This window comes from Rubellimicrobium aerolatum (genome assembly GCF_017872975.1).
Taxonomy (GTDB): domain Bacteria; phylum Pseudomonadota; class Alphaproteobacteria; order Rhodobacterales; family Rhodobacteraceae; genus Rubellimicrobium; species Rubellimicrobium aerolatum.
Map to the genome: position 1 here is coordinate 254,276 of NZ_JAGGJP010000004.1, position 12,982 is coordinate 267,257.

Sequence of the window (12,982 nt, forward strand, 5' to 3'; positions counted from 1 at the left end):
CCCGGTCCAAGCCGGGCCTGAAGGGCCGGTTCGCCACCGGCCGGGTTCGATGCTTTCCGTATGGGAAACATATAGCAGGCCTGCCCGAATCACGCAAGGACGGCCTCGGCCGACTCGGCCGGAAATGGCCGATGCGGACCTACTCGGGGCGAGGACGCGGCTCGGACTCACCGGCCATGGCACGCTCCAGGAGCGTCTTGCCAAGGGCGGGGCGCGTCTGTCACAGCGGAACGGCTGGGTCTGGGTGCAAGTCGCGACGATGAACTGGAAAAGGCTGAGGACGCCCGATCTGTCCCAGGGCGCGGGACCCGCCGCCGTGGTCGAGGCCGCTCTCGTCGTCCCGCCGCCGCCAGCCGCGCCGCGCCACGCGACCATGCCTGCGGGCATCCTGCGCCCCGACGGGCGCTTCGTCCACGAAAGCGTCACATGGCAGCACCGCACGGCCTTGAACCGCCGCCCGCCACGGCCGGACGGCGACCTCGCGCGGCTCCCTGGGATCTGGATGTTCATGGGGCCGCTCATCCCGCATTTCGGCCATTTCATCGTCGAGAGCATCGCGCGCCTCGGCGCCCTCGATCTCCTGGACCGGCAAATCGACGGCCTCGTCTTCATCCCGCGCCACAACACCCGGTCCGGGCAGGCGCTGGCGCGCTACGAGCCCGTCCTTCGCCTCTTGGGCGTGCGTCATCGCGTCCTCAACCTGGCCAAGCCCACCCAAGTCGAAACCCTTCTGATCCCGCCCCAGGGCCTCGGGCTCGGCCCCATGATCGCCGGCTCGCCCGAGCTTCGGCGCTTCGTCCGCGCCCAGGCTGGCCGGACCATCGCGGCCAGGGGTGCTCCCCGGATCTACATCTCGCGAAGCCGGCTCGGTCCCGACTACCAGAGCATCCTCGGCGAGGAGGTCCTCGAAGGCCTGCTCCGGGCCGAGGGCTACGACATCTACCATCCGCAGGAGCATCCGATCGAGGACCAGATCGCTGCCTACAAGGCCGCGACCCATGTCATCGCCCTGGACGGATCGCCCCTGCACCTCTTGGCGCTGGTCGGCCACGCGGGGCAGAAGGTCGCCGTCATCGCGCGCCGCGAAGGGCACCGCGATCTCGACTTCGTGACGCAGATCCGGTCCTTCCTCGGCGCGGAGGCCCAGGACCACTACCACCTGCGCCGGCAGTGGCAGGTCAGCGTGTCGCGCGACGGCAATCCGCGCACCTGGGGCGAGGCCGATTTCCCCGCCCTTTGCGCCAGCCTCCGCGAGGCGGGGATGATCTCCGCCCGGTCCTCATGGCCCGAGCTTCCGGCCTCGCTGATCGAGCGGCAGATCCGCCAGATCGAGACGATCAAGGGCGTGTCCCTTCGGCCCGGCCCCCGCGCCGCCCGATCGGGGCAGGCGGTCCGGCGACCCAGCCCCCATGTCCTGCGCCTCGAGCGGATCGTCCACCGGTTGTCGGGCCTGCTGCGAGGCTAGGCGCCGAAATACCCCACCGCCCCGTCCTTGGCCGACTGCCGCAGCAGCGCAAGGGCGTAGTCGCCCATCGAGCGGAAGCAGATCACCCGCGCCCCGTCGCCCTCCAGCCAGAAGGCCGCCGCCACCTGCCCCAGGCGGCTGCGGCGGACCACGCCCGGCCCGAAGGCGTCCGGGTGGAGGTCGGCGGGCGACAGCTTCGCCAGCACCTCCCGCGCGCCGGGGCCGTCGAGCCGCAGGCCGACCCGCATCGCGGACACGTCGGCGACCAGATGGTGCAGGCCCTCCAGCTCCTCCGACAGCCGGCGGACGGCGGCGGGGGCCTCCTCGGGCGGCAGGAAGATCAGCAGCTCGTCCGGCGACATCCAGGCCGCGCCCCGCCCCGAGGTGCCCTCGATCCGCAGCCGGCCGGGCATGGCGGTGCCGGTCAGCGCCGAGACGGTGACGCGCAGCCGTTCCTCGCCCAGGTCGCCGCGCAGCGACACCATGCCGAGCGGCCCCATCCTGGTCACGACCTCAGCCATTCAGCTTCTCCCCCGCCTTGTCGTAGAGCACCGGATCGACGATCCGCGCCGCGACCGGCTCGCCGGCCCGGTTCGACACCTGCACCGTCTCGCCCATCCGCTCGGGCCCCCGCTCGACGATCGCCATGGCGATGCCCCGGTCGAAGGTGGGCGAATGGTAGGTGGAGGTCACGCGCCCTTGGGTGTTGCGCTGGCCGTTGGCGTTCGTGCCCTGCCCCAGCACATAGGCCCCCTCGGGCAGCACCGACCGGTCGAGGCTTTCCAGCCCCACCAGCCGCCACCGCTGGCCCGAGGCCATGTGCGTCCGCTCCTGCGCGCGCTTGCCCAAGTAGTCGGGCTTCTTCCTGCTGATCGCCCAGCCGAGGCCGAGGTCCTGCGGGATCACCGTCCCGTCGGTCTCCTCGCCGATCATGATGTAGCCCTTCTCGGCGCGAAGGACGTGCATCGCCTCGGTGCCGTAGGGGGTGACGCCCCATTCCGCGCCCGCCTCCACCAGCGCCTCCCAGAGCGCGAGGCCCTGGTCCGCCGGCACCGCGACCTCGAAGGACAGCTCCCCGGAGAAGCTGATCCGGTGCACCCGCGCGTCGAAGGGGCCGAGCCTTCCCTCCCGGAAGGTCATGAACGGCAGCGCCTCCCGCGACAGGTCCATCCCGCCCAGCTTGGCCAGCACCTCCCGCGCGCGCGGCCCCGCGACGGCGACCTGCGCCCATTGCTCCGTCAGGTTGGCGGTGAAGACGCGCCAATCATGCCACTCGGTCTGGAGCCAGTCCTCCATGTGGGCGTGGATGCGGTCCGCGCCGCCCGTGGTCGTGTGGCAAAGCCAGGCGTCCTCGGACAGCCGGATCACCACGCCGTCGTCGATGAGGAAGCCGTTCTCGCTGCACATGATCCCGTAGCGGCATTTCCCCACGGCCAGCGTGCTCATCACGCCGGTGTACATCATGTCGAGGAACCGCCCCGCGTCCGGCCCCTTAACTACGATCTTGCCCAGCGTCGAGGCGTCGAGAAGCCCGACCCCGTTCCGCACCGCCAGCACCTCGCGGGCGACGGCGGCGTGGACGTTCTCGCCGGGGCGGAGATAGGCGAAGGGCCGCCGCCAGAGGCCCACCGGCTCCCAGGTGGCGCCGTGGCGCTGGTGCCAGTCGTGGATCGGCGTTGTGCGGACCGGCTGGAACAGCGCCTCCTTGGCGACGCCCGCCAGCGTGCCCATCGTGATCGGCGTGTAGGGCGGGCGGAACGTCGTGGTGCCGACCTGCGGGATCGGCACGTGCAGCGCCGAGGACAGCACCGCGAGCCCGTTGAGATTCGACAGCTTCCCCTGATCCGTCGCCATGCCCAGCGTAGTGTAGCGCTTCGCGTGCTCGACCGACTGGAAGCCCTCGCGGGCGGCCAGCTCCACGTCCGACACCTTCACGTCGTTCTGGTAGTCCAGCCACATCTTGCGCCGGAGCGCGGGGGTCGCGCCTTGCGGCATGACCCAGACCGGCAGGATCGGCCCTTCCTCGGCGTCCCGCGCGGCGACGGGGGACGGCGCCTCGCTGCCCGACGCGGCGGCCCCGGCCCGCGCGCCGGAGGCGATCACCGCCGCCGTCCGCAACTCCCCCTCGGCCGCGCCCGCCGGAAGAACCATCGCCTGCCCGTCCTGGCCGCGCGGCGGCCGGTTGGGGTCGGGCCGGAACATCGCCCTCGCGTCGTCCCACGACAGGCCGCCGCCGACATGGGACCAGAGATGGACCGAGGGCGTCCAGCCGCCCGACATCGCCACGGCGTCGCAGGCGATCTCCTCGATGGGGGCGCCCTCGCCGGCCAGCGCGCAGAGCTTCACGCCCGTCACCCGGCGGCGGCCCATGACCTTGGCGATGCCGCGCCCGGCCTCGACCCGGAGCCCGAGGTCCCGCGCCATCCGCACCAGCTCGCCCTCGGGGCGGGTGCGGGCGTCCACGATGACCGGCACGATCAGCCCGGCGCGATGCAGCGCCAGCGCGGTGCGATAAGCGTCGTCGTTGTTGGTGACGACCACCACGCGGTCGCCGACGCTGACGCCCCAGTTCACGAGGTAGTCCCGCATCGCCGAGGCCAGCATCACCCCCGGCAGGTCGTTTCCGGCGAAGGCCAGCGGCCGCTCGATCGCGCCGTTCGCCGCGACGATCCGCCCCGCCCGGATGCGCCAGAGCCGCTGGCGCGGCCCGCCGCCCTCCTCGCCCAGTTGCTCGCAGGCTAGGACATAGCCGTGATCGTGGATGCCGCTCACCTGCGTGTTCAGGTGCAGGCGGACGTTGGGCATGGCCCCCAGCTCGCGCATCGTCCGCTCGACCCACTGGGCGGCGGGGACGCCGTCGATCTCGGGCTCGTCGATCACGGCCCGGCCGCCCCACCAGGGGTTCTGCTCCAGCACGAGGACGCGCTGGCCGGACCGCCCGGCCTCCAGCGCCGCCGACAGGCCCGCGACGCCGCCGCCCGCAACCAGCACGTCCACATGGGCGAAGAAGTGCTCGTAGCTGTCGGGGTCGCGCCCCTCCGGCACCCGGCCCAGGCCCGCCGACCTGCGGATGACCGGCTCGTAGACGTGCTTCCAGAAGGCGCGCGGCCACATGAAGGTCTTGTAGTAGAAGCCCGCCGGCAGGAACCGCCCGAAGGCGTCGTTCACCGCGCCCACGTCGAAGTCGAGGCTTGGGAACCGGTTCTGGCTCAGCGCCGTCATCCCGTCGCGCAGCGGCGTGACCGTGGCGCGCTGGTTGGGCTCCATCCGCGCGCCGGTGCCGAGGTTGACGAGTCCGTTCGGCTCCTCGTGCCCCGAGGCGACCAGCCCGCGCGGGCGGTGATACTTGAAGCTGCGGCCCACCAGCACCTGCCCGTTGGCAAGCAGCGCCGAGGCCAGCGTGTCGCCGGCGAACCCTTGATAGTGGTGCCCGTCGAAGGTGAAGCGCAGGGGACGCGAGCGGTCGATCAGCCGGCCGCCCCGGCTCAGGCGGGTGCTCATTGGGCGGCCTCCGGGGCGGGGCTGGGGGCGCCGGGCTCGAAGCCCCGTCCGGCCCCGGCGGTGGAGATCAGGGAGCGGAGCCCGTCCGACGGCGCGGCCAGCGAGGCGGGATAGGTGCCGAAGACCCGGTTCGTCGCGGTGTCGCGGGCGGCGAGGAACCACCTGCCGCAGCCATAGCTGTGCCGCCACCGCTCGTAATGCGGTCCCTTGGGGTTCTGGCGCTGGAACAGGTAGCCCTCGAACTCCTCCTCGGAGGAGCCGGGGCCGTGGCGCTTCAGATGCGCCTCGCCGCCGGGCGACAGCTCGGTCTCGTCGGCTTGAACGCCGCAATGGGGGCAGGTGAGGGTCAGCACGGCAGGTCCTCGGGCTGGGCGGAAACGACGAAGGGCCGCGTCCCGGAAGGGAGGCGGCCGAACCATCCCCGAAGGGATGGCGCAGGAACGGGGCGACGCCGCGCGCCGCCCCGGATCGGGATCAGTCCGACGTCACTGGTCGGCCGGCTCGGTGCCGGTCGTGGGAGGAGCGGCCTCGCCCTCGGTCGGGGAGGCTTCGGTCGCCGGAGTCTCGGTGATGCCGCCGGTGTCGGAGGTCTCGTCCGAGCCCGTGGCGGCATCGGCGGCGGTGTCCGCGACGGCATCGGCGGCGTCGGTGGCCGCACCTGCGGCCCCGGTCGCCGTGTCGGTGACGGCATCCGCAGCGCCAGCCGCCGTGTCAGTGGCCGCGTCGGCGGCGCCAGTGGCCGTGTCCGCGGCGGCGTCAGCCGCGTCGGTCGCCGTATCGGCGGCGGCATCGGCCGCGCCAGCCGCCGTGCCGGCGGCGCCGGTCGCGGCGCCGGTCGCCGCGTCGCCCGCGGTGTCGGCGGCTTCCTCGGTCGCGGTGGCGGCGTCATCCGTCGCCGTGGCGACGTCGTTGTTGCCTGCCGACATGAACCACCACAGCAGCAGCAGGACGACGACGATCGCCCCGATGATGAAGGCGATGGAGCTGCCCGAGCTCCGCGCCGGGGGCGGGGTGTAGTTGGGGTCGGACATGAGGGGTGCTCCGTGGCTGTGTCGTGCGACACGGCAACGAGGCCTCCTCCGGCCCGGTTCCCAAGTGCGTGAAGAATAGGCGTCAATGCGCCACCCCGGCCGCCACGCTCTCGTCGATGAAGCGCCCCTCGCGGAAGCGGTCGAGCCCGAAGGGCGCGGCCAACGGCCCCGGCTGGCCGGTGGCGACCAGCTCGGCCATGGCCCAGCCCGAGCCGGGGATCGCCTTGAACCCGCCCGTGCCCCAGCCGCAGTTGACGAAGCAGTTCCCCAGCGGCGTCCGCGACAGGATGGGCGAGCGGTCGCCCGTCATGTCCACGATCCCACCCCATTGCCGCAGCATCTTGAGCCGCGAGATCATCGGGAAGGTCTCGACCAGGGCGCGCACCGTCTCCTCGATGTGGTGGAAGCTGCCGCGCTGGGTGTAGGCGTTGTAGCCGTCGGTCCCGCCGCCGATCACCATCTCGCCCTTGTCAGACTGGCTCATGTAGCCGTGGACGGTGTTGGCCATCACCACCACGTCCATGCAGGGCTTGATCGGTTCGGAGACCAGCGCCTGGAGCGGCATCGATTCGATGGGGAGCCGGAAGCCCGCCATCTCGGCCAGCACCGAGGAATGCCCGGCGACGACGAGGGCGAGCTTGCCGCAGGCGATCGTGCCCTTGGTGGTCTCCACGCCGGTCACGACGCCGTTCGCCGAAGTGACGCCCTTCACCTCGCATTGCTCGATGATGTCCATGCCCATGTCGGCGCAGGCGCGGGCGTAGCCCCAGGCCACCGCGTCGTGCCGCGCCGTGCCGCCCCGCGGCTGCCAGAGCGCGCCCAGCACCGGATAGCGCGGCCCGTCGATGTGGATGATCGGGCACAGCTCCTTGACGCGGCCGGGCGGGATGAACTCGGTCTCGACGCCCTGGAGCGCGTTGGCCTCGGCGGTGCGCTTGTAGCCGCGCACCTCGTGGAGGGTCTGCGCCAGCATCATCACGCCGCGCGGGCTGAACATGACGTTGTAGTTCAGCTCCTGGCTCAGGTCCTCGTAGAGGCTGCGCGCCTTCTCGTAGATCGCGGCCGAGGGGTCCTGGAGGTAGTTGGAGCGGATGATGGTGGTGTTGCGCCCCGTGTTGCCGCCGCCGAGCCAGCCCTTCTCGATCACCGCGACGTTGCGGATGCCGTGGGTCCTGCCGAGGTAGTAGGCCGTCGCGAGCCCGTGCCCGCCGGCGCCGACGATGACCACGTCGTAGCGGGATTTCGGCAGGGGCGAGGCCCAGGCCCGGTCCCAGCCGGTGTGGTGGCGGACCCCCTCGCGGGCGAGGGCGAAGACGGAATAGCGGCGCATGAGGTGACTCGATCCCCCTTGGGGGCCGGGGCGGCCCGGTCTGCGTCCTACCCGACCGGCGCGGTCGTGGGAAGCGGCTGGCGCGGGCCGGAGGTGACGGGCGTCGCCTCGCCGGAGCGGGACGGCGTGTCGCCTGGGCCACAGTCGGGTCGGCCCCCGGAGTTGACAGCTGTCAACTTGCCGAGGCGGAAAAGCGTGTCATCCGGGCCACAGCGGGGCCGACCCCGATGCGGCACAACGCCTCGCGGGGCGACCTTCCGTGTCGGCGGCGTCCCCTCTAGATAGGCGGGGCGCCACGGGGCGCGGGGGACCGATGCCATGCTGTTCTGGATCGTCGCGGGTCTGCTGGCCAGCGTCGTGGCCGTGCTGATCGCGCGGCCGCTTCTCGCGCCCTCGGCGGCGGGGGCCGAGGCGGTGCCGGACCAGGCGATCTACCGCGACCAGCTCGCCGAGGTGGAGCGCGACCTCGCGCGCGGCGTCCTCGCCCCCGAGGAGGCCGAGCGCGCCCGGACCGAGATCGCGCGCCGCCTGCTGGCCGCCGACCGGGCCGGGGCGACAGTGCTGCGCGCGGCGCCCCGGCGGGCGGGGCTGGTGGCGGCGTCCCTGGCCGCCGTGGTCGTGGTGATGGGGAGCCTCGTGCTTTACGCGACGATCGGCCGGCCCGGCGCCCCCGACGACCCGCGCGCCGCCCGGCTGGCCGAGGCGCAGCGCCTGCGCGACGAAAGGCCGTCGCAGGCCGACGCCGAGACGCAGGCCGCGCAGGTCTTTCCCGCGCAGCAGCCGGACGTGCCGGAGGAGTATCTCGAGATGGTCGAGCGGCTGCGGGAGGTTGTGCCGACCCGGCCCGACGACCTCCAGGGCTGGGAGCTGCTGGCGCAGCACGAGGCGCAGCTTGGCCGCTACGCCGAGGCGCGCGCGGCGCAGGAGCGGGTGATCGCGATCAAGGGCGACCGGGCCACGGCCGACGACCATGTGGCGCTCGTGGACCGGATGGTCGCCGCCGCCGGTGGGGTGGTGACGCCCGAGGCCGAGGCCGTGATGGCGCGCATCGACCGGATGCAGCCCGGCAACTTCGGCCTTCTCTATTATCTCGGGCTCATGCAGGCCCAGACCGGACGGCCGGACCTCGCCTTCCCCTTCTGGCGGAGGCTGATGGAGGCCGCGCCGGCGGACGACCTGCACCGCAGCATGGCCGCCTCGGAGATCGAGCGGCTGGCCTGGCTCGCGGGGGTGGACTACGAGCCGCCGGCCGCCGCGCCGGGGCCATCGGAGGCCGAGGTCGCCGCCGCGCAGGAGATGACCGAGGAGGAGCGCCGGGAGATGATCCGGGGCATGGTGGACGGGCTGCGCGGGCGGCTGACGGCCGAGGGCGGCCCGGCGCAGGACTGGGCGCGGCTCGTGACCTCGCTGTCGATCCTGGGCGACGAGGCAGGCGCGCGGGAGGCGCTGGCGCAGGGCAAGGCCGCCCATGCCGGCGACGCGCAGGCGCAGGTGATCCTCGACGGCACCGCGCAGCAGGCGGGCCTGACCGAATGATCTGCGCCGACGCGGACAGCTTTGCCGCCGCCCTGCCCCGCAGCGGCGCGGTCGCCGGGCTCGACCTCGGGACCGTGACCATCGGCGTCGCCCTGTCGGACCTCCGCCGCCAGGTGGCGACGCCGCTGGAGACGGTCCGGCGGCGGAAGTTCACGCTGGACGCCCAGCACCTCCTCGACCTCGCCCAGGCGCGGGACCTGAAGGGCCTCGTTCTCGGCTTGCCCATCAACATGGACGGGAGCGAGGGTCCGCGCGCCCAGAGCACCCGCGCCTTCGCCCGCAACCTGGAGCGGCTGACCGACCTGCCCATCGCCTTCTGGGACGAGCGGCTGAGCACGGTCGCGGCCGAGCGGATGCTGCTGGAGGCGGATACGTCGCGAAAGCGTCGCGCCGAGATCATCGACAGCGTGGCGGCCGGGTTCATCCTTCAGGGGATGCTGGACCGGCTGGGTTATCTGGGGAGCCGCGATGACGGATGACGTCTGGAGCCGCGAGGAGCCGCAGAGCCCCTGCCGGAAGGTCTGTGTGATCCACCCCGACTCCGGGCTCTGCGTCGGCTGCCTGCGGACCCGCGACGAGATCGCGGACTGGTCGCTGATGACGCCCGACGCGCGGGAGAGCCTGATGCTGGAGCTTCCCGGCCGGGCGAAGCGGCTGGTCCGGCGGCGCGGCGGCCACGCGGCCCGCGTGGAGGCCTGAGCGGGGTCAGTCGCCGAGCGCGCCGCCGGGCGGGATCCGCGCCATGGATGGGCCGGGCGGGGTCGTCCGGGCGGCGGTGGGCGGCTCCTCGGGCGCTGGCCGGTCCGCCGCCAGCCCGGCCACAGGGCGCGGCAGCGCGGGCGAGAGCGCGGCGAGCGCCAGGAGCCCCAGCGCCACCCCCGACAGGAACCCGGACACGAACCTCGGCACCGTCTGCCCTCCCCCCTTCGGTCGCCCGGACCGACCGGGCCGCAGGCTTGCGCCCGTCCTTAGCGCAGGCTACGCGAGGGCTGTAACCCCCCTTCTCCCCCCAGGGCCTTGGATGGAGGCGTGCCGATGCTCCTGCTGATCGACAACTACGACAGCTTCACCTACAACCTCGTGCACTACCTGGGCGAGCTCGGGGCCGAGGTGGTGGTGCGCCGGAACGACGCGCTGGACGTGCAGGAGGCGATGGGGCTGCGCCCCGACGGGATCGTGCTGTCGCCCGGCCCCTGCGACCCGGCGCAGGCGGGCATCTGCCTTCCGCTGATCCACGCCGCCGCCGAGACTCGGACGCCGCTGCTGGGCGTCTGCCTGGGCCATCAGGCCATCGGCGAGGCCATGGGCGGGCGCGTGGTGCGCTGCCACGAGATCGTGCACGGCAAGATGGGGACGATCCACCACGGCGGGACGGGCGTGTTCCGGGGCCTGCCCTCGCCCTTCCAGGCGACGCGGTATCATTCCCTGATCGTGGAGCGGGAGACCCTGCCGGACTGCCTGGAGGTGACGGCTTGGCTGGAGGACGGCACCATCATGGGGCTGCGCCACAAGGCCCTGCCCATCGAGGGCGTGCAGTTCCACCCCGAGAGCATCGCAAGCGAGCACGGCCACGCGCTGCTGCGGAACTTCCTGGACACGCTGCCGGTGGCGGCATGAGCGAGGCGCTGAAGCCGCTGATCGCCGCCGCCGTCGAGCGGCAGCTGACCTCGGAGGAGGCCGAGCGCGCCTTCGGCATCCTGTTCGAGGGCGACGCGACGCCGGCGCAGATCGGCGGCTTCCTGATGGCGCTGCGGGTGCGCGGCGAGACGGTCGAGGAGTTCGCCGCCGCCGCCGGCCAGATGCGGGCGCGCTGCCACCGGGTCACGGCGCCCGAGGGGGCGATCGACATCGTGGGCACCGGGGGCGACGGCAAGGGGACGCTCAACATCTCGACCGCGACGGCCTTCGTGGTGGCGGGGGCGGGCGTGCCGGTGGCGAAGCACGGGAACCGCAACCTGTCGTCCAAGTCGGGCGCGGCGGACGCGCTGACGCAGCTCGGCATCAACGTCATGGTCGGTCCCGCCGTGGTGGAGCGGGCGCTGGAGGAGGCCGGGATCGGCTTCATGATGGCGCCGATGCACCACCCCGCCATGAAGCACGTCATGCCAGCGCGGACGGAGCTGGGGACCCGGACGATCTTCAACGTGCTGGGGCCGCTGACCAACCCCGCCGGGGTGAAGCGGCAGTTGACCGGGGCCTATGCGGCCCACCTGCTGCGGCCCATGGCCGAGACGCTGGGGCGGCTCGGGTCCGAGCGGGCCTGGCTGGTCCATGGCGGCGACGGCACCGACGAGCTGTCCATCGCCGGGCCGTCCCGCGTGGCCGAGCTGCACGGCGGGCAGGTGAGCGAGCGGGAGGTCCACCCGGAGGAGGCGGGCCTGCCGGTGCATCCCTTCGAGGCGATCCTCGGCGGCACGCCCGAGCACAACGCGCAGGCGCTTCGGGCGTTGCTTGACGGGGCGGCGGGGGCCTACCGGGACGCGGTGCTGCTCAATTCGGCGGCGGCGCTGCTGGTGGCGGGGCGGGCGGCGTCGCTGCCCGAAGGGGTGGAGATCGCGCGGGAGAGCCTGGACAGCGGCGCGGCGCGGCGGCGGGTGGAGCGGCTGGCGGCACTGAGCCCCCTCGTCTGATCGGCACCGGAGGGCGTCGGCGCGCGTTGGCCTGCGTCCCCCAGCGGAGCCCCCTCATGGCCAGTCAGCCCGACCTCTTCGCCCCTTCGGTGTCCCCGGTCGCAGAGGCCACGCCGATCCCCGAGGCCTGGGCCGACCTGCCCTTCTTCGCCGAGGACTGGCCCCGGATCGCCGAGGCGCTGGCCCGCGACCCGCGCGCGATCCTGCCCCCGCACGAGCGGCGGTTCCAGGCCCTCGCGCTCACCCCGCCCGAGGCGGTGCGGGTGGTGATCCTGGGGCAGGATCCCTACCCCACGCCCGGCCATGCCATGGGCCTCGCCTTCTCGGTCAACCCGGACGTGCGGCCCCTGCCGAAGTCGCTGGCCAACGTCTTTCGCGAGATGAAGGAGGACACGGGGGATTCTCTGCCCAACGGCGACCTGTCGGGATGGGCGCGGCAGGGGGTCCTGCTGCTCAACACGCACCTGTCGGTGCCGGCCGGCGTGATCGGGGGGCACGCGAAGCTGGGCTGGGAGGCGCTGACCGGGCAGGTCCTCGCCCGCGTGTCCGAGAGGGCGACGGCCTTCGTGCTCTGGGGGCGGCCGGCGCAGGCGCAGGCGCGGCACATCCGGCCCGGCGACCACCTGATCCACGAGAGCGCGCATCCCTCGCCGCTGTCGGCGTCGCGGGGGTTCTTCGGCTCGCGACCGTTCAGCAAGGTGAACGGATGGCTGGCGGCGCGCGGGGAAGCCGGGATCGACTGGGGCGCCTCCGGCTGATCCGGGGCGGTCAGAGCGACAGGGCGTCCACGGCGTCGGGCAGGTCGGCGAAGGAGTGCAGCAGCACCTCCGGTCCGAGGGCGGCGGCGGCGGCTTCGCCCAAAGGACCGAAGGTGACGAGGATCGAGGGGACCCCGGCGGCGCGGGCCGTGAGGTGGTCGGTGTCGGTGTCGCCGACGAGGCAGGCGCGCGCCGGGTGGCCCCCGGCCCGGTGGACCGCCTCGGCCAAGGGGCGGGGGTCGGGCTTGCGGACGGGGAGCGTGTCCGCGCCGATCAGGCTGTCGAAGAGGTCCGTCACGTCCAGCCTGGCAAGCAGGAGCCGGGCCAGCCGCTCGGGCTTGTTGGTGCAGATGCCGGTGCGGTAGCCGGTGGCGCGCAACGCCAGCACGGCCTCGGCCGCGCCGGGATAGAGCAGGGTTTGGTCGCAGATGGCGGCCTCGTAGTGGGTCAGGAGGCGAGGATACTGGCGGTCCACCTCCTCGGTGCCGTGGCCGGCGCCCGCCCGTTCGAAGCCGAGGGTCAGCATCGCCCGCCCGCCCCGCAGCGCCACGCCCGCGTCGCCGGCGTGCAGGATCTCGCCGAGTCCGAGGTCGCGGAAGCAGGCGTTCGCGGCGGCCAGGAGGTCGCCGCTGGTGTCGGCAAGGGTGCCGTCGAGGTCGAAGATCACCGTGCGCGGGCTTTGGGTCATGCAAGCCACCTCCGCCGCCGGCTGTAACCGAGCGAAGGACGAT

14 protein-coding genes are annotated in these 12,982 nt (G+C 73.2%); 7 read left to right on the forward strand and 7 right to left on the reverse strand.

Annotated elements, in window-relative coordinates; genetic code table 11:
• Positions 1-124: 124 nt before the first annotated feature.
• Complete coding sequence (locus tag J2Z33_RS06975; protein WP_209839263.1) at positions 125-1,465, forward strand: glycosyltransferase family 61 protein; 1,341 nt, start codon at positions 125-127, stop codon at positions 1,463-1,465.
• On the opposite strand, the gene J2Z33_RS06980 is transcribed toward J2Z33_RS06975, so the two are convergent.
• The 5 genes from J2Z33_RS06980 to J2Z33_RS07000 all read right to left on the reverse strand — a co-directional run bounded on the left by J2Z33_RS06980 (position 1,462) and on the right by J2Z33_RS07000 (position 7,327).
• Entirely contained in the window at positions 1,462-1,986 is a 525-nt protein-coding gene (locus J2Z33_RS06980; protein WP_209839265.1) for a sarcosine oxidase subunit gamma, read from the reverse strand. The genes J2Z33_RS06975 and J2Z33_RS06980 overlap by 4 nt on opposite strands.
• Entirely contained in the window at positions 1,979-4,966 is a 2,988-nt protein-coding gene (locus tag J2Z33_RS06985; protein WP_209839267.1) for a sarcosine oxidase subunit alpha family protein, read from the reverse strand. The genes J2Z33_RS06980 and J2Z33_RS06985 overlap by 8 nt, the downstream gene beginning before the upstream one ends.
• Positions 4,963-5,319: a sarcosine oxidase subunit delta gene (locus J2Z33_RS06990; RefSeq protein WP_209839269.1), complete on the reverse strand. Its 357-nt coding sequence runs from the start codon at positions 5,317-5,319 to the stop codon at positions 4,963-4,965. Before J2Z33_RS06990 ends, J2Z33_RS06985 begins: the two co-directional genes overlap by 4 nt.
• A gap of 132 nt (positions 5,320-5,451) precedes the next feature.
• Positions 5,452-5,997, reverse strand: a complete 546-nt coding sequence (locus tag J2Z33_RS06995; RefSeq protein ID WP_209839271.1) for a hypothetical protein — start codon at positions 5,995-5,997, stop codon at positions 5,452-5,454.
• Positions 5,998-6,079: 82 nt separating this feature from the next.
• On the reverse strand, positions 6,080-7,327 hold the full coding sequence (locus J2Z33_RS07000) for a sarcosine oxidase subunit beta family protein (protein WP_209839273.1): 1,248 nt from the start codon (positions 7,325-7,327) through the stop codon (positions 6,080-6,082).
• A gap of 318 nt (positions 7,328-7,645) precedes the next feature.
• On the opposite strand from J2Z33_RS07000, the gene ccmI reads away from it, so the two are divergent.
• The 3 genes from ccmI to J2Z33_RS07015 are packed head-to-tail and all read left to right on the forward strand — an operon-like array spanning position 7,646 to position 9,562.
• Positions 7,646-8,863, forward strand: a complete 1,218-nt coding sequence (gene ccmI, locus J2Z33_RS07005) for a c-type cytochrome biogenesis protein CcmI (RefSeq protein ID WP_209839275.1) — start codon at positions 7,646-7,648, stop codon at positions 8,861-8,863.
• On the forward strand, positions 8,860-9,342 hold the full coding sequence (gene ruvX, locus J2Z33_RS07010) for a Holliday junction resolvase RuvX (protein ID WP_209839277.1): 483 nt from the start codon (positions 8,860-8,862) through the stop codon (positions 9,340-9,342). The genes ccmI and ruvX overlap by 4 nt, the downstream gene beginning before the upstream one ends.
• Entirely contained in the window at positions 9,332-9,562 is a 231-nt protein-coding gene (locus J2Z33_RS07015; protein ID WP_209839279.1) for a DUF1289 domain-containing protein, read from the forward strand. Before ruvX ends, J2Z33_RS07015 begins: the two co-directional genes overlap by 11 nt.
• A gap of 6 nt (positions 9,563-9,568) precedes the next feature.
• Here J2Z33_RS07015 and J2Z33_RS07020 read toward each other — a convergent pair whose 3' ends face one another.
• Positions 9,569-9,772: a hypothetical protein gene (locus J2Z33_RS07020; RefSeq protein WP_209839281.1), complete on the reverse strand. Its 204-nt coding sequence runs from the start codon at positions 9,770-9,772 to the stop codon at positions 9,569-9,571.
• A 126-nt stretch (positions 9,773-9,898) separates the two neighbouring features.
• Here J2Z33_RS07020 and J2Z33_RS07025 point away from each other — a divergent pair, with 126 nt between their 5' ends.
• The 3 genes from J2Z33_RS07025 to J2Z33_RS07035 are packed head-to-tail and all read left to right on the forward strand — an operon-like array spanning position 9,899 to position 12,251.
• Entirely contained in the window at positions 9,899-10,480 is a 582-nt protein-coding gene (locus tag J2Z33_RS07025; RefSeq protein ID WP_209839283.1) for an anthranilate synthase component II, read from the forward strand.
• Positions 10,477-11,493: an anthranilate phosphoribosyltransferase gene (gene trpD, locus J2Z33_RS07030; RefSeq protein ID WP_209839285.1), complete on the forward strand. Its 1,017-nt coding sequence runs from the start codon at positions 10,477-10,479 to the stop codon at positions 11,491-11,493. The genes J2Z33_RS07025 and trpD overlap by 4 nt, the downstream gene beginning before the upstream one ends.
• A gap of 56 nt (positions 11,494-11,549) precedes the next feature.
• Positions 11,550-12,251, forward strand: a complete 702-nt coding sequence (locus J2Z33_RS07035) for a uracil-DNA glycosylase (RefSeq protein WP_209839287.1) — start codon at positions 11,550-11,552, stop codon at positions 12,249-12,251.
• 10 nt (positions 12,252-12,261) lie between these two features.
• On the opposite strand, the gene J2Z33_RS07040 is transcribed toward J2Z33_RS07035, so the two are convergent.
• Positions 12,262-12,939 (reverse strand): HAD-IA family hydrolase, encoded by a 678-nt coding sequence (locus tag J2Z33_RS07040; protein ID WP_209839289.1) that lies wholly within the window; start codon positions 12,937-12,939, stop codon positions 12,262-12,264.
• Positions 12,940-12,982 lie beyond the last annotated feature (43 nt).